The organism is Salinivibrio sp. IB872, assembly GCF_001995345.1.
Classification (GTDB): Bacteria; Pseudomonadota; Gammaproteobacteria; order Enterobacterales; family Vibrionaceae; genus Salinivibrio; species Salinivibrio proteolyticus.
Window position 1 is genome coordinate 72,887 of record NZ_MUFO01000004.1, and the last position, 13,993, is coordinate 86,879.

Here is a 13,993-nt window from a genome sequence, read left to right on the forward strand (position 1 = left end):
TGGTAAGGGTGCTGATCGTCAGTTGCATGTGTGTTGCGTTTATCGTTTGTTTTGTTGAGTTCTCTTTAGGTTTATCGAATCATGCCGCCGAGGTCAACAAAAAAGTGACACTGATTGCTTTTTCGCCAAAACTCTGAGAGGTTGAAGAGAACAAAAACGGCATGGAAGCAGGGAACGCGAATGACACAGGACGCCATGGCGCAATTAGTCGCAAATACGATATTACAAGGCTCGGATGCCATGTATGGTCGCTTTTTAGATGTGACGTCAGGCGCTCAAGAGCGCTTTGAGCAGCAAGACTGGAAAAGCGTGCAGCAAGCACTGAAAACGCGTATTCAATTTTACGATCACCATGTCGGCTTAGTGAGTCAGCAACTGCGCGCTATGCTGGGCAAAGAACACGCCACACGCTCCTTTTTGATGGCTGTGAAAGCAGCCTACATCAAACTCCTTGATGATTACCCGCGCTACGATATCGCTGAGAGTTTTTTCAATTCGGTGTATTGCCGTATTTTCGAACACCGAAATATTCGTCGTGACAAACTGTTTGTACAAAGTTCGCAAGGCGGACGCATTCCCAAGTATCCAACGCCCTTGTTGCGACGCTTTCAATCGCAAGCCGGCATTTATGCCACGCTAGAGCGCATGCTAGACAGCACCCCCTTTACCCTGCCTTGGCGAGATAAAAGTGGCGACCTTAAGCACATTACGCAAATCCTTCAGCAACGCTTTGGCCCGCAGTTAACCATGAGCTTCACCATTGAAATGGTGCGTCAGCCGTTTTTTCGCAACAAAGGAGCGTACTTAATTGGCCGTCTGGATATGGCGAACCAACGTCGCCCCCTCGTGCTGCCCTTGCTTATCTCAGATGACGGCGAGCTGTATATTGATGCATGTATTACCGATAGCGACGATGTGAGTATCGTATTTGGTTTCGCGCGCTCTTATTTTATGGTGTATGCCCCCGTCCCAGCGGCTTTAGTCGACTTTCTCAATCAATTAATGCCCAATAAAACCCCAGCAGAGCTCTACACCGCGATCGGCTGTCAAAAACATGGTAAAACCGAGCTATACCGCGAATTTCTCTATCATTTGGATAATTCTGATGACTTGTTTGATATTGCGCCGGGGATCAAAGGGATGGTGATGTCGGTGTTCACCCTGCCCTCATACGGCTTTGTATTTAAGATCATCAAAGACAAATTCGCACCGCAAAAGCAAATGACGCACGCCCAAGTGCGCGAGAAATACCGCCTCGTTAAAGAGCACGATCGGGTGGGACGCATGGCCGACACGCAGGAGTATCGGAACTTTATCTTTCCTCGTCACCGTTTCAGCGATGCACTGATTGACGAATTGCTAAACGTGGCGCCTTCATGTGTGTCCGTCACTGACACAGAAGTACGGATCCGCCATTTATATATGGAGCGGCGGATGATCCCGCTAAATATTTACCTCGAGCAAGCCAGTCCTGACGCCTTAACCCAAGCAGTGCAAGAGTACGGTGATGCCCTCAAAGAGCTCGCAGCTGCCAATATTTTTGCCGGTGACATGTTGTTTAAAAACTTTGGCGTCAGCCGTCATAATCGGGTGATTTTCTATGATTATGATGAAATCGCCTATCTCACTGAGGTCAATTTCCGTCGTATACCGCCACCGCGTTATCCAGAAGATGAGCTAGCCGCAGAGCCTTGGTACAGCGTGGGAGAAAATGATGTGTTTCCCGAAGAGTTTCGTACCTTTTTGTTGGTCAACCCTTCGCTACGTGATGAGTTTGAGCGCCTGCATCCCGAGCTTTTTGAGGCCGAATTTTGGCAGCAACTGCAGCATCAGGTTCAAGAGGGCTACTTCCATGATGTGCGTCCCTACAGCGATGCGCTTCGGTTAGTCAAAGCCTAAACACGCTTAACCTGGCGTCAATTTTGCTTGTTGTTTAATCGTCGCCATCACACGCTGGCACCTATCAGATACGTCAATAGCATGACGTTTTTTTAGACAAAGTTGCGACCGCGCACACTTTTTTGTCTACACTGATCATCAGCGGTGACGAAACCGACAAAAATAACAACGCAAAGGAACCTAGAGTGAAACAATTCGGATTGTTCGCACTCGCCTTGCATTTAGTGGCAACCCCTGCATTTGGCGAGCAAATGCTATCGTTCGAGACCGAAACGATAGCCGACTCCAATCGCTTTTTTATCCAGTCGATGCCCTCGGCCGGAGACGGATTTGATAGCTGGACCATAGAGTCAGGCTATCGCTACCCCTTGAGTAATCTCTCCGTTTACCTTGGCACGCAAATGAAAAGCGAAACCCAGACAGCCCCCACGCAACGCGGCTTACTCAGCGGCATCGAGTACCGATTTACCGACAAGTTACATGTTTCAAGCCAACTGAGCCACGGCTACCAACGTGATAAAAGCGTTAACCAATGGGGAGTCAGCAGCCGCTACCAATTAAGTGATTCTTTCGATGTCAATGCCGGGCTAGATGTGGAGTTCGATCCTGAAAAAGACACCGAGTCTATTTACCAACTCGGCGTCGGGTTACGCTTTTAACAACGTGTAACGACGGCGTGAATGCTTAATCCACGTCGCTGACTGTGTTCAAGGGCTGCGCACAAACCAGCACACCGTTTTTGTCAGCATACAGGTAATCACCTGGGGTCACTAACACGCCTTCCAGCGTTAGCACCACATCTACCTCTCCCCAGTCCCGTTTTTGGGTTTTAATCGGACAGACGCCGAGTGCTTTAATGCCAATAGGCAAGGTGGCGAGAGTTGCCACATCTCTCACTGGCGCGGCAATCACCACCCCTGCCCAACCATTGTCGACCGCACTTTTTCCGATCATATCGCCCAATAGCGCACGATCCATCGCGCCGCCGCCATCAACCACTAAAACCTGACCTTGGCCGGGCGTTGCGAGGAGCGCTTTCACTTTGGAGTTATCGTGATAACAGCGGACAGTACGTATCCGTCCTTCAAAGCCGCTCACCGCGCCAAAATCTTGCCACTGAATGGGTAACCAACGCACAGCGTCTGGGTGGTTGTCGCATAAATCAGGTAGCCTATCGTCCATGATGCTCTCCTTAGTCCATTGATGAATCTGTCAACTCCAGAAGTGATGAAAACGTCACGCCTAGTGACTGCGGCGCAAAATCTGTCATCAGTGCAGGCAGTAACCATAATGTATCGTCCTCCACCCAATAAATCGCGTTTTGCTGCCATGTTTTCGCCAATGCAATCGCTTCGTCTTGAGTCAGGGCAACGGCAAAACCCGGCTCAAACCAGCTGCCATCAGGCGCCCCACCATTCATTGCCCAATAGCGAATCCCCGCTTTCTCCATCTCATCCACGAGCTGACGATTACGCAATTGATTCTCTTTCTCAGATAAAGGTTGGCTACGAGGGTTAAATGCGGTAAGAATGGCAAAAGAGCGGACACTGGGTGCTTGGGGTGCCCGAAATGCGATCTGCTGGTAAGTTTTCCACAAATCGCTGGCGTTATTCTGATCACACATTATTTACACCTGTTCGTTACTAACATTATGCTTAATTGCTAATTATGCGCTAGTATTCATAAAGTTAAACGGGAAGTTGACCCTAATCACCAACAAAGATGCTTTTGATTGGGGTCAATAAAGGATGAAAAAAATCATCAACGTTCACCGTAATATATTGTTAGCGCGCTGTTAAATGAATACAATTAGCGGCAATCAATGGATGTAACAGTGATTGCCTCTGAGGCTTACGAGGGCCGATAACGCCCCGCCTCAACTGGAACACACGGTGCGTTGTCTAGCATCGACACACACCTCTCTATGGATGGCGTGCCATATGTTGATTGCGAGGTTCGCGGAAGGCATCCTCTCGCAATTTTGTAAATTTTTTTCATGGGCTAGTGGAACTAGACTGTGAAGCGCAACCGGATTCTATTTAGATATTAGGTATCGCCAATGCAAACCCCGCAAATTCTGATTGTAGAAGATGAACAAGTCACACGTAACACGCTGAAAAGTATCTTTGAAGCGGAAGGTTACAATGTCTTTGAAGCCAGCGATGGCGACGAGATGCATCAAGTCCTATCCAATCATCAAGTGCACTTGGTGATCATGGACATCAACTTGCCCGGTAAAAACGGCCTACTGCTCGCGCGTGAATTGCGCGAACAAGGCGACATGGCATTGATGTTCTTGACGGGCCGTGACAACGAGGTCGACAAAATCCTAGGGCTGGAAATTGGTGCCGATGACTACATTACCAAGCCATTTAACCCTCGTGAACTGACCATTCGTGCACGTAACTTGTTAACCCGTGCGATGAGTAGCGTGAACGGTGGTGAAGAAAAACGCAACGTTGAACAGTATGTGTTTAATGGTTGGGTTCTTGATATCAACAGTCGCTCTTTGATTAACCCTGAAGGCGAGTCGTTCAAATTGCCACGTTCAGAGTTTCGTGCCCTGCTGCACTTCTGTGAAAACCCAGGCAAAATCCAGACCCGTGCTGAGCTGTTGAAAAAGATGACAGGTCGCGAGCTAAAGCCGCATGACCGTACTGTGGATGTCACAATTCGTCGTATTCGTAAGCACTTCGAATCACACAGCGACACCCCAGAGATCATTGCCACCATTCACGGTGAAGGCTATCGCTTCTGCGGTGAGCTCGAAGATCAATAAGCTGCACACCCAATATGAATAAGGCGCCTGATAGCGCCTTTTTTGTTTAGCTTGTGGGTGGCGTTTAGGAGGATTGCTCATCTAACCATGCTTTTAACACCGTCAGATCGTGCTGATAGCCTACTTTTATTTCATCAATCCAATCGGCAATATTCTCCCACCACGCAGGTAACTCGGGAGACTGCGCTTTTTGAGCCACTTTTTGCACATGCTTTAAGCCCACTGAGCCTGCCGCACCTTTAATTTTATGCGCTTCCGACACAATGCCATCTTGGTCGCGTGCGGTCATATTCGAATCAAGAATCGCGATGTATTCCGGCATCAATTGTTCAAACATTTCAATGCTTTTTCGCACAGGCTCGGTGCCAACCAGTTCGACATAGCCGGTGAGCATGTCCATATCCAACAGCTTTTCCGCTTGCTCGCTTGCGACTGGCCGTGTCGACGCACTCTCGTCAGTCACCGCTTCTTGCCCCTCCGCCAACGCATAACGCTCAATCACTTGGCTAAGTGCCGCGACACTGATCGGCTTGCTGATTGCATCATCCATGCCTTTGTCGATGTACTCTCCTTTGTCTTTGATCACATTGGCGGTTAATGCGACAAGTGGTGGTAAGCTCGACTGTATTTCGCGTAATGTTGCTGCAATATCAAAGCCGGTCATATCCGGTAATTGAATATCTAACAGCAATAAATCAAACGCTCCGGGCATAAAGGTGTTTAGCGCCGACTGACCATCTCGAGCAACGGTCACCTCATGGCCTAGACTTTCCAATAAATTGGTAGCGACCGTGATGTTTAGCTCAATGTCTTCGACGAGCAAAATTCGCAAGCGGCTATCACTGCGCGTGGGCAGTTGGACCTCATCATCCGCAGGCTCACTCAAAGGCACGGAAACCGTCACGGTAAAGGTACTCCCTTCACCTTCTTCGCTATCGACGGTAATGTCGCCTCCCATCATGCGCGCTAACTGGCGAGACACGGCGAGTCCAATCCCTGTTCCCACAGCATGCAAGTTTTCTTCGCCTTGTTTTACCTGATAGTACATGGCAAAAATTTTATCTTGCTCATCTGCAGGGATCCCGACCCCGCTGTCTTCGACTTCAAAGCAAAGATGCGCGTGGTCATCTTCCACATCTGCACTAACAGTGATGATCACACAGCCTTGCTTGGTGAATTTGACGGCATTCCCGACCAGATTCCACAAAATTTGACGTAATCGTGTCGCATCCACGGCGACAAATTCCGGCAAGTCTGTCACCCGTTCAAGTTCAAACCGCAGCCCTTTTTGCTCCGCCATCAGGCCAGAGATGTTTTCAATCTCAGTAACAAATTCACGCAGATCGATGCTGGTGGGGTACAAGGACAGTCGGTTGCGATCGGATTTATCTAAATCGATAATATCGTTGAAAATATTACCCAAGGTGATGGCACTGACGTAAATGGTACGTAAGTAATTGCGTTGATCATCATCCAGCGGCGAGTCCAATAGCATGCGGCTCAATCCGACAATCCCATTCAGCGGTGTGCGCAGCTCGTGACTGATGGTGGAGATAAAGGCGGTTTTATCTCGGCTCGCTTTCTCCAATGCATCTTGATAACGCTTACGTTCGGTGATTTCACGGCCAAAGCCAAGCAATCCCAGATGGCGCCCGTCTCGCGCAAAGAAAGGGACTTTGCGCAGTTCAAAATAGGCCTTGCGTCCATCTTTATACTCAAGCCATTGCTCGTAGGTAATGGAGACGTTGTTATCAAAGACTTGCTGATCGGTCTCTACCACTTTAGCGGCGATATCCTCGCGATAGACATCCCACGGCGTCAGGCCCTTCAGCGCCTTCTCTTTATAGCCGGTCAGCTCTTCCATCGCGCGGTTACAACCAGAGAACTGCCCCTTGGCATTGCGGTAATAAATCAGATCCGGCGACGCATCAATAAACGAGCGCAGCAATGCGGTTTGCTCGGCTAGCTCTAGCTGAGCTTTTTCCCGCTGATACACCTCGTTTTCTAGATCCTTGATCGCCTCTTGGCGCGCACTCTCAGCTTTTTTACGCTCTTCGATTTCTAAATTCAGTTGCTCAATATTTTCGGTCAACTGCCGGTTAAGACGCATGTCTCGCGCACGCATCTCTTCTAATTTAGACACCAGCTTAGATAAGCGCTGCCGCGATTCTTCAAGCTGATCCACCACCACGGACAAAAAATAAACCGCCCAAGGGGTAATCACCAGGCCGAAGAAAATCGAGCGGATAATGTCGATATTTTGCACCGTGCCTTCCAGCACCAAGGTGATGCCCACTTGCACCACCACGGCCAGTGCCACAAGCGCTAGCGCGAGTAACATGCTGAAGCGGACAATGCCCAGCTTGACCAGCAAATCAACATAATACTGCGCTAATACTTTGAGTTGTTTCATAAAGGCTTACTACACGCCAGTTAAGAGTGGAAGTGTTCAGGCTCAGGGCGAGGCGCATCATTTTCTGTGACGCGAGACGTGGGTCCCATTAAGCTGACTTGATTACGCCCGAGTCGCTTCGCCTGGTACATGGCTAAATCGGCTTGATGGATAAGCTCCCCATAATCCCCTTCGGGTGAGGGGATCATACACGCAACGCCGAGACTCGCGGTCATCACCGCTGCGACCGGCGAATACTGATGCGCGATTTCACGCTCGGCCAACGCAGCTCTTGCCCGCTCGGCAACTAAGGCGGCCCCATCAAGCTCAGTGTGAGGCAATACAATAGCAAATTCTTCTCCCCCATAACGCGCGACCGCATCAAGTGGTCGATTAATCGCCGATTTAAAAGCGTTCGCCACTTGCTGCAAGGCCCAGTCGCCTTGTTGATGGCCGTAATTATCGTTGTAAAGTTTGAAATGGTCGATGTCACAGAGGATCAAGGCAAGCGGCGTTTGCTCTCGGGCGTGTGAGCGCCACAACTTGCGAAGTTGCTCATCAAAGCTGCGCCGATTCGCCACTTGGGTCAAACTATCCACGAAGCTCATTTCTTGGAATGACATGATCGCATCCGCCAGCTGTTGTTGGGTGTGCTTACGTTCGGTGATATCGCGTGCCATCACCAGTACTGCAAAGCTGTCAGTCACCGGATCATCAATACGCGATTTAGTCATTTCAAACCAAGTTTGCTCGCCGCTGGGCCGCCAAATCACATCTTCATAGGTCACGGTTTCCCCAGTATCCAGTACATGCTGATCGCGCTGACGATGCTGATCAAAAATATCTGCATCGACGACCTCTTGCGCTGGAGAGGTTTCAAGCGCTTCAATGGAGACCCCAAGCGCATCGGCATAGGCTTGATTACAGGCAAGGTGGTAATAGTCCTGATCAAAGATCCCAATCGGATCCACACTGGCATTAAAAATCGCGCTCAATAAATTGCTCCGTTGCTGAAGCGCTTGTTCGGCCGATTGGCGATGATGCACCTCGCGTTGCAAACTTTGCTGCATTTGATGCCAGTCGGTCACATCATGACTGATGCTCAAGGTACCAACCACCTGTTGCTGATCATTTTTAAGCGCGGTGATGTTGGTTTCGAGCAAACAGCTTTCGCCGTTTAGTTGCGATGCCCACGTACGCACCGTCTTTGAGCCAGACAAAGGCTGATCGGCATGCCACATAATGCCCTCTTGCTCGCGGCCTCGCCAAAAGCGGTCAAAGGCCGCATTGGTTCCCACCACATTGCCATCGACATCTTGAAAGCAAACCAATTCAGCCAACGAATTAATCACGCTAAGCAAAACACCATGTTCTTGATGCTGTAGCTGCCATTGCGCGTGGCGCGCCAGTGGTGCTAGCGACACCAACCATGCTTTTTTACGCCGACAACGAATGGGTAAGCCCGACAAGCGCACGCCAATGCGTACTCGATTCGCGCCGGGTGCTTTGACCTTAGCTTCGACATTAGAGAAAGGACGTGGCCACTGCTGCGCAACAATGAAGGCTCGTACTGCTTGTCGCTGGTGCTCATTGGCCGTTTTAAAGTGGCTTTTGCTGTCCACCAATGAAAATGCCTCCACACAGGCAGCATTGGCATACAAGATGTCACCCTCATCGGCGGTAACAATGGCATGAGGTGTATCGAGATCAGCCATATACACACGCCAATGGGTTAACGCGACGGTTTCTTGTCGCGCACGCCACGCGTAGCCAAGCACCGCACCTAAAACAAGAAATGCAAATAAAATGAAAAATGCCATGCGGCTCCTGTGTGATCACAACCATCCTTGATTCGCGACATCTTTTTCCGTTGCGCCGCTTATGTAACGGCTATTTTGCCACAGTTTTCTCAAAATACATGGCTACGTGCCTCACAGGTTTTTACTGTCAGTTGTCATTTTTTTACATCAAATCACAGCGTATCTTGCTATGAAACTGAAGACATAAAACGCACCCTGCTTTATTTCTTTATTTGGTTAGAATTTATGCTCGAATTTGGCCTTAAATTAATAATTATTTAACAAAATAGCATAAACGCGAATAGCTATTATTCCTGAAAAAACTGACACAAAACCTGAAAATATCAGGTGTTTAATTGACATCACACCAAGCTTCATGGTGCATAAAGGCTGCATAATAAAATTTGACCTTTAACTGCTTTGCCGTTAATTTGAAAGGTCGCTGAATAGCGCTTTCTGGATACGGCAGGCTAGGCATCGCGTTGAAAATCAGTAATTTAATTACTTACAAGCACGCGATTTTCCCGTTAAAAAAACACAACATAACGGGTGAGCTGTCACAGTCCTAGACGCTTTCAGAGTGGTCAGGAGGATCACGACAATAAATGCAATCACTGCGAGTGACGCAGTAGCAAGGGAGAATTGCAATGTCGCTGTACAACCCAATGTTGGAAAAGGATAACTGTGGTTTTGGTTTGATCGCCCATCAAGAAGGTGAGCCCAGCCACAAGTTGGTTCGTACCGCCATTTCCGCACTTGATCGCATGACCCACCGTGGAGGGATTAACTCCGATGGTAAAACCGGGGACGGTTGTGGGTTATTGCTCCAAAAGCCCGACCGTTTCTTTCGCCTTATTGCCGAACAAAACCAATGGAACCTAAGCCGTTTGTATGCGGTAGGAATGCTTTTCCTGAGCACAGATCCGGTGAAGGCGCAGCGCGCCCGCGCGGTGTTTGAACAAGAAATTGGTGCCGAAACACTCTCCGTGGTTGGTTGGCGTACGGTACCAACCAACCCTGACGTGCTGGGTGAAATCGCCAAGCAGTCACTCCCCGTTATCGAACAAGTCTTTATTAACGGCCCAGCCGGTTGGCGCGCACGCGATTTAGAGCGTCGCCTGCATATTGCGCGCCGCCGCGCAGAAAAAGCGTTAGCTGACGACACAGACTTCTACATTACCAGTCTGTCGACCCAAACCATCGTCTACAAAGGCTTGTGTATGCCGGCAGATTTGCCGCGCTTTTACACTGATTTGGCCGATTTACGCCTCGAGTCTTCGATCTGTTTATTCCACCAGCGTTTTAGTACTAACACGCAACCACGCTGGCCGCTCGCTCAACCGTTCCGTTACCTTGCACACAACGGTGAAATCAACACCATTGAAGGTAACCGCCAATGGGCACGCACACGGGCATACAAATTTAACTCGCCCTTATTGCCAGACCTCCATCAGGCCGCGCCTTTTGTCAATGAATCAGGGTCGGACTCATCGAGCCTCGATAACATGCTTGAAGTGTTTTTGTCCGGTGGTATGGATCTCTTCCGCGCCATGCGTCTGCTTGTGCCGCCCGCTTGGCAAAACCATCCGGATATGGATGATGAGCTGCGTGCATTCTATGACTTTAACTCCATGCACATGGAGCCATGGGATGGTCCTGCCGGTATTGTGATGTCTGACGGCCGTTATGCGGCTTGTAATCTCGACCGCAACGGCTTACGCCCTGCGCGTTATGTGGTCACTAAAGATAAATTCATCACCCTCGCCTCTGAAATTGGCATTTGGGATTACGCGCCTGATGAGGTCGCTGAAAAAGGGCGTGTTGGCCCGGGTGAATTGCTGGTGATCGATACCCGAGAAGGCAAAATTTGGCACTCAGCGGAAATCGATAATGAACTGAAAAGTCGCCACCCCTATCGGGAATGGCTCGATGCTCACGTGCGTCGCTTGACCCCGTTTGAAGAACTTGATGATGATGCCAGCGAAGGCAGCCGGAGCTTGCAAGACACCCAACTGAAGGTTTACCAAAAGCTGTTTGGGATGTCGAACGAGGAAGTCGAGCAAGTCGTCAAGGTGCTCGGGGATATCGGTCAAGAGGCGACCGGTTCGATGGGCGATGATACGCCAATGGCGGTATTATCTTCTCGTCCCCGCTGTGTGAGTGACTACTTCCGTCAGAAGTTTGCTCAGGTTACCAACCCACCCATCGATCCCTTACGTGAAAACCACGTGATGTCACTGGCCACCTGTATCGGCCGGGAAATGAACGTCTTCTGCGAGACCGATGGCCACGCCGAGCGCGTCGCGTTTAAATCGCCCGTGCTCTTATTCTCAGACATGGTGCAGTTACTCGAGCTCGACGATACCTATTATCGCAACAGTATTCTCGATACTAACTACGATCCGAACGAGAAAGATCTGCAGCAGGCCATCTTAGATCTTTGCGATCAAGCCGAGCGCTGCGTGCGCGATGGCACGGTACTGGTAGTTCTGTCTGATCGTAGCATCAACAAAGACAAACTCCCTATCCCTGCCGCTATGGCAGTCGGGGCGGTGCAAAAGCGTCTGGTCCGCGAAAACTTGCGCTGTGATGCCAACATCATCATTGAAACCGGGAGTGCACGCGATCCGCACCAATTTGCTGTATTACTCGGCTTTGGTGCCACGGCTATCTACCCGTATCTCGCCTACGAAACGCTAGCCAATCAAGTCGACATTGGCGCAATCAAAAAGCCCTATCGCGATGTGATGGTGAATTTTAGAAATGGCATCAACAAGGGCCTTTATAAAATCATGTCGAAAATGGGGATCTCGACCATTGCCTCTTACCGCTGTTCGCAGCTGTTTGAAGCGGTCGGCCTACATGACGATGTGGTAGAGCTTTGCTTTAAAGGTGTCGCAAGCCGCATTCAAGGGGCGCACTTTGATGACTTCCAGCAAGACTTAGTCAACCTTTCTCGTCGTGCTTGGATTAAACGTAAGCCGCTAGAGCATGGTGGGTTACTCAAATACGTCCACGATGGCGAGTATCACGCTTACAACCCAGATGTCGTAAAAAATCTGCAAAGTGCAGTGCGCTCTGGGGAAGCGATGGACTACAAAACCTACGCGAAAACGGTGAATGAACGTCCGGTGGCAACCTTGCGCGACCTAATGCGCTTGAAAAAAGCCGATACACCATTACCACTTGAACGCATTGAGCCCGCCACCGAGCTATTTAAACGCTTTGATTCCGCGGCCATGTCTATTGGTGCTTTGAGTCCTGAAGCGCACGAAGCGTTAGCCATTGCGATGAACCGCCTTGGCGGCCACTCGAACTCCGGTGAAGGGGGCGAAGACCCTCGACGTTTCAATAGCGAGCGTAACTCCAAAATCAAGCAAATTGCATCGGGCCGTTTTGGGGTCACTCCCCACTACCTCACCAATGCCGATGTGCTGCAAATCAAAGTTGCACAAGGGGCGAAACCCGGTGAAGGCGGACAATTGCCCGGCCATAAAGTCACGGCAGAGATCGCCAAATTGCGTTTCTCAGTCCCCGGTGTCACCTTGATTTCGCCACCGCCACACCATGATATCTACTCGATTGAAGACTTGGCGCAGCTGATTTTTGATTTAAAGCAGGTCAACCCAAGCGCATTGGTATCGGTCAAACTGGTCTCCGAACCGGGCGTGGGCACCATTGCCACCGGTGTGGCAAAAGCCTATGCCGACCTGATCACCATTTCAGGGTATGACGGCGGCACAGGGGCAAGCCCATTGACCTCGGTGAAATACGCCGGTAGCCCTTGGGAATTAGGCCTTGCCGAAACCCAGCAAGCCCTCGTGGAAAATGGCTTACGCCACAAAATTCGCTTACAAGTCGATGGCGGCCTCAAAACTGGCCTCGATATTGTAAAGGCCGCCATTTTAGGTGCAGAGAGCTTCGGCTTTGGCACCGCGCCTATGGTGGCGTTGGGCTGTAAATATTTGCGTATTTGCCACCTGAATAACTGTGCAACCGGTGTGGCGACCCAAGATGACACGCTTCGTCGCGACTACTTTAAAGGCTTACCTGAGCAGGTGATGAACTTCTTTAAAGGCTTAGGCGAAGAAGTCCGCGAGCTACTCGCTGAGCTTGGTGTCGAAAAGCTCACCGATCTCATTGGCCGAACGGACTTGCTGGAAGCAGTTGATGGCTTTACCGCCAAGCAACTAAAGCTCGACTTGAGCCATATTCTAGAGGCGCCCACACCTTGGCCGGGCAAAACCTTATATTGTAGTGAGCCCAATACGCCTTTTGATAATGCACCGCTTAACCAAGCCTTGCTCAGTGAGCTAGGGGAGGCGATTGACGCTAACCGACGAGCCAGCATCTACAAATCGGTACGCAATACCGACCGTTCAGTCGGTGCTAGCCTCTCTGGCGCGATTGCAAAACGCTATGGCAACACGGGCATGGCAGCCAATCCTCTGGATATTCAATTGCAAGGCACAGCGGGTCAATCTCTCGGGGTGTGGAATGCGGCAGGGGTTAATATCACCCTTGTCGGCGATGCCAATGACTATGTCGGCAAAGGGATGAGTGGCGGTGAGATCGTGATCCGTCCTCCTGTGGGATCCGCCTTTGCCAGTCATGAGTCCACCATCATGGGCAATACCTGCCTGTATGGTGCCACTGGTGGCAAGCTGTTTGCGGCAGGGAAAGCAGGCGAACGGTTCGCCGTGCGTAACTCAGGGGCCCATGCGATCGTCGAAGGCGCAGGAGATAACGCCTGTGAGTATATGACGGGCGGTATCGTCGCGATTTTAGGTCGCACTGGCGTCAACTTTGGCGCTGGAATGACCGGCGGCTTTGCCTATGTGCTCGATGAGGAAGGCGATTTTAACGGCCGCATCAATCCAGAGTTGGTTGAAGCGCTGTCGCTAGAATCACTGGCCATTCATCAAGAGCACTTACGCGGACTGATCGCGCAACATTTAGAGCTGACAGGTTCAGATCGTGCGCAACAACTGCTGGCTGATTTTGACCAATGGGTACACCGTTTCTATTTAGTCAAACCTAAAGCCGCTGATGTCAGCACCTTGTTAGGCCACCAGAGTCGCAGCGCTGCCGAGCTGCGAGTTCAGGCGCAGTAAAGGAGGGATC

At 50.3% G+C, this 13,993-nt stretch carries 8 protein-coding genes and 1 other annotated feature (1 of these 9 only partly in view); of the genes, 4 read left to right on the forward strand and 4 right to left on the reverse strand.

The genetic code is table 11. From position 1 onward, the window contains the following. Positions 1 to 24, reverse strand: a sequence feature (Thr leader region); it reaches 102 nt to the left of the window's first position. 156 nt (positions 25 to 180) lie between these two features. Further along, positions 181 to 1,899 (forward strand): bifunctional isocitrate dehydrogenase kinase/phosphatase, encoded by a 1,719-nt coding sequence (gene aceK, locus BZJ18_RS03080; RefSeq protein WP_077455295.1) that lies wholly within the window; start codon positions 181 to 183, stop codon positions 1,897 to 1,899. 185 nt (positions 1,900 to 2,084) lie between these two features. Beyond that, positions 2,085 to 2,558 carry a hypothetical protein gene (locus tag BZJ18_RS03085; protein ID WP_069589780.1) on the forward strand — a complete coding sequence of 158 codons (474 nt, stop codon included), beginning with the start codon at positions 2,085 to 2,087 and terminating at the stop codon, positions 2,556 to 2,558. A gap of 25 nt (positions 2,559 to 2,583) precedes the next feature. On the opposite strand, the gene BZJ18_RS03090 is transcribed toward BZJ18_RS03085, so the two are convergent. Both BZJ18_RS03090 and BZJ18_RS03095 read right to left on the reverse strand, forming a co-directional pair. After that, on the reverse strand, positions 2,584 to 3,081 hold the full coding sequence (locus tag BZJ18_RS03090; RefSeq protein WP_069589782.1) for a putative 4-hydroxy-4-methyl-2-oxoglutarate aldolase: 498 nt from the start codon (positions 3,079 to 3,081) through the stop codon (positions 2,584 to 2,586). Between the two features lie 10 nt (positions 3,082 to 3,091). Continuing rightward, positions 3,092 to 3,523 carry a DUF3293 domain-containing protein gene (locus tag BZJ18_RS03095; RefSeq protein WP_077455296.1) on the reverse strand — a complete coding sequence of 144 codons (432 nt, stop codon included), beginning with the start codon at positions 3,521 to 3,523 and terminating at the stop codon, positions 3,092 to 3,094. Positions 3,524 to 3,958: 435 nt separating this feature from the next. Between BZJ18_RS03095 and arcA the strand changes: the two genes are divergently transcribed. Next, on the forward strand, positions 3,959 to 4,678 hold the full coding sequence (gene arcA, locus BZJ18_RS03100; RefSeq protein WP_069589785.1) for a two-component system response regulator ArcA: 720 nt from the start codon (positions 3,959 to 3,961) through the stop codon (positions 4,676 to 4,678). A gap of 64 nt (positions 4,679 to 4,742) precedes the next feature. Here arcA and arcB read toward each other — a convergent pair whose 3' ends face one another. Both arcB and BZJ18_RS03110 read right to left on the reverse strand, forming a co-directional pair. Continuing rightward, positions 4,743 to 7,091 (reverse strand): aerobic respiration two-component sensor histidine kinase ArcB, encoded by a 2,349-nt coding sequence (gene arcB, locus BZJ18_RS03105; protein ID WP_077455297.1) that lies wholly within the window; start codon positions 7,089 to 7,091, stop codon positions 4,743 to 4,745. 20 nt (positions 7,092 to 7,111) lie between these two features. Next, a complete protein-coding gene (locus BZJ18_RS03110) occupies positions 7,112 to 8,890 on the reverse strand; it encodes a GGDEF domain-containing protein (protein ID WP_077455298.1) in 1,779 nt (592 codons plus the stop codon). Positions 8,891 to 9,516: 626 nt separating this feature from the next. Between BZJ18_RS03110 and gltB the strand changes: the two genes are divergently transcribed. Further along, positions 9,517 to 13,983 (forward strand): glutamate synthase large subunit, encoded by a 4,467-nt coding sequence (gltB, locus tag BZJ18_RS03115; protein ID WP_077455299.1) that lies wholly within the window; start codon positions 9,517 to 9,519, stop codon positions 13,981 to 13,983. The last annotated feature ends 10 nt before the right edge of the window (positions 13,984 to 13,993 follow it).

Coding starts and splice junctions, on each gene's coding strand:
- gltB (WP_077455299.1), top strand. CDS start 9,517: ATGTCGCTGTACAACCCAATGTTGGAAAAGGATAACTGTGGTTTTGGT.
- BZJ18_RS03090 (WP_069589782.1), bottom strand. CDS start 3,081: ATGGACGATAGGCTACCTGATTTATGCGACAACCACCCAGACGCTGTG.
- arcA (WP_069589785.1), top strand. CDS start 3,959: ATGCAAACCCCGCAAATTCTGATTGTAGAAGATGAACAAGTCACACGT.
- aceK (WP_077455295.1), top strand. CDS start 181: ATGACACAGGACGCCATGGCGCAATTAGTCGCAAATACGATATTACAA.
- arcB (WP_077455297.1), bottom strand. CDS start 7,091: ATGAAACAACTCAAAGTATTAGCGCAGTATTATGTTGATTTGCTGGTC.
- BZJ18_RS03095 (WP_077455296.1), bottom strand. CDS start 3,523: ATGTGTGATCAGAATAACGCCAGCGATTTGTGGAAAACTTACCAGCAG.
- BZJ18_RS03110 (WP_077455298.1), bottom strand. CDS start 8,890: ATGGCATTTTTCATTTTATTTGCATTTCTTGTTTTAGGTGCGGTGCTT.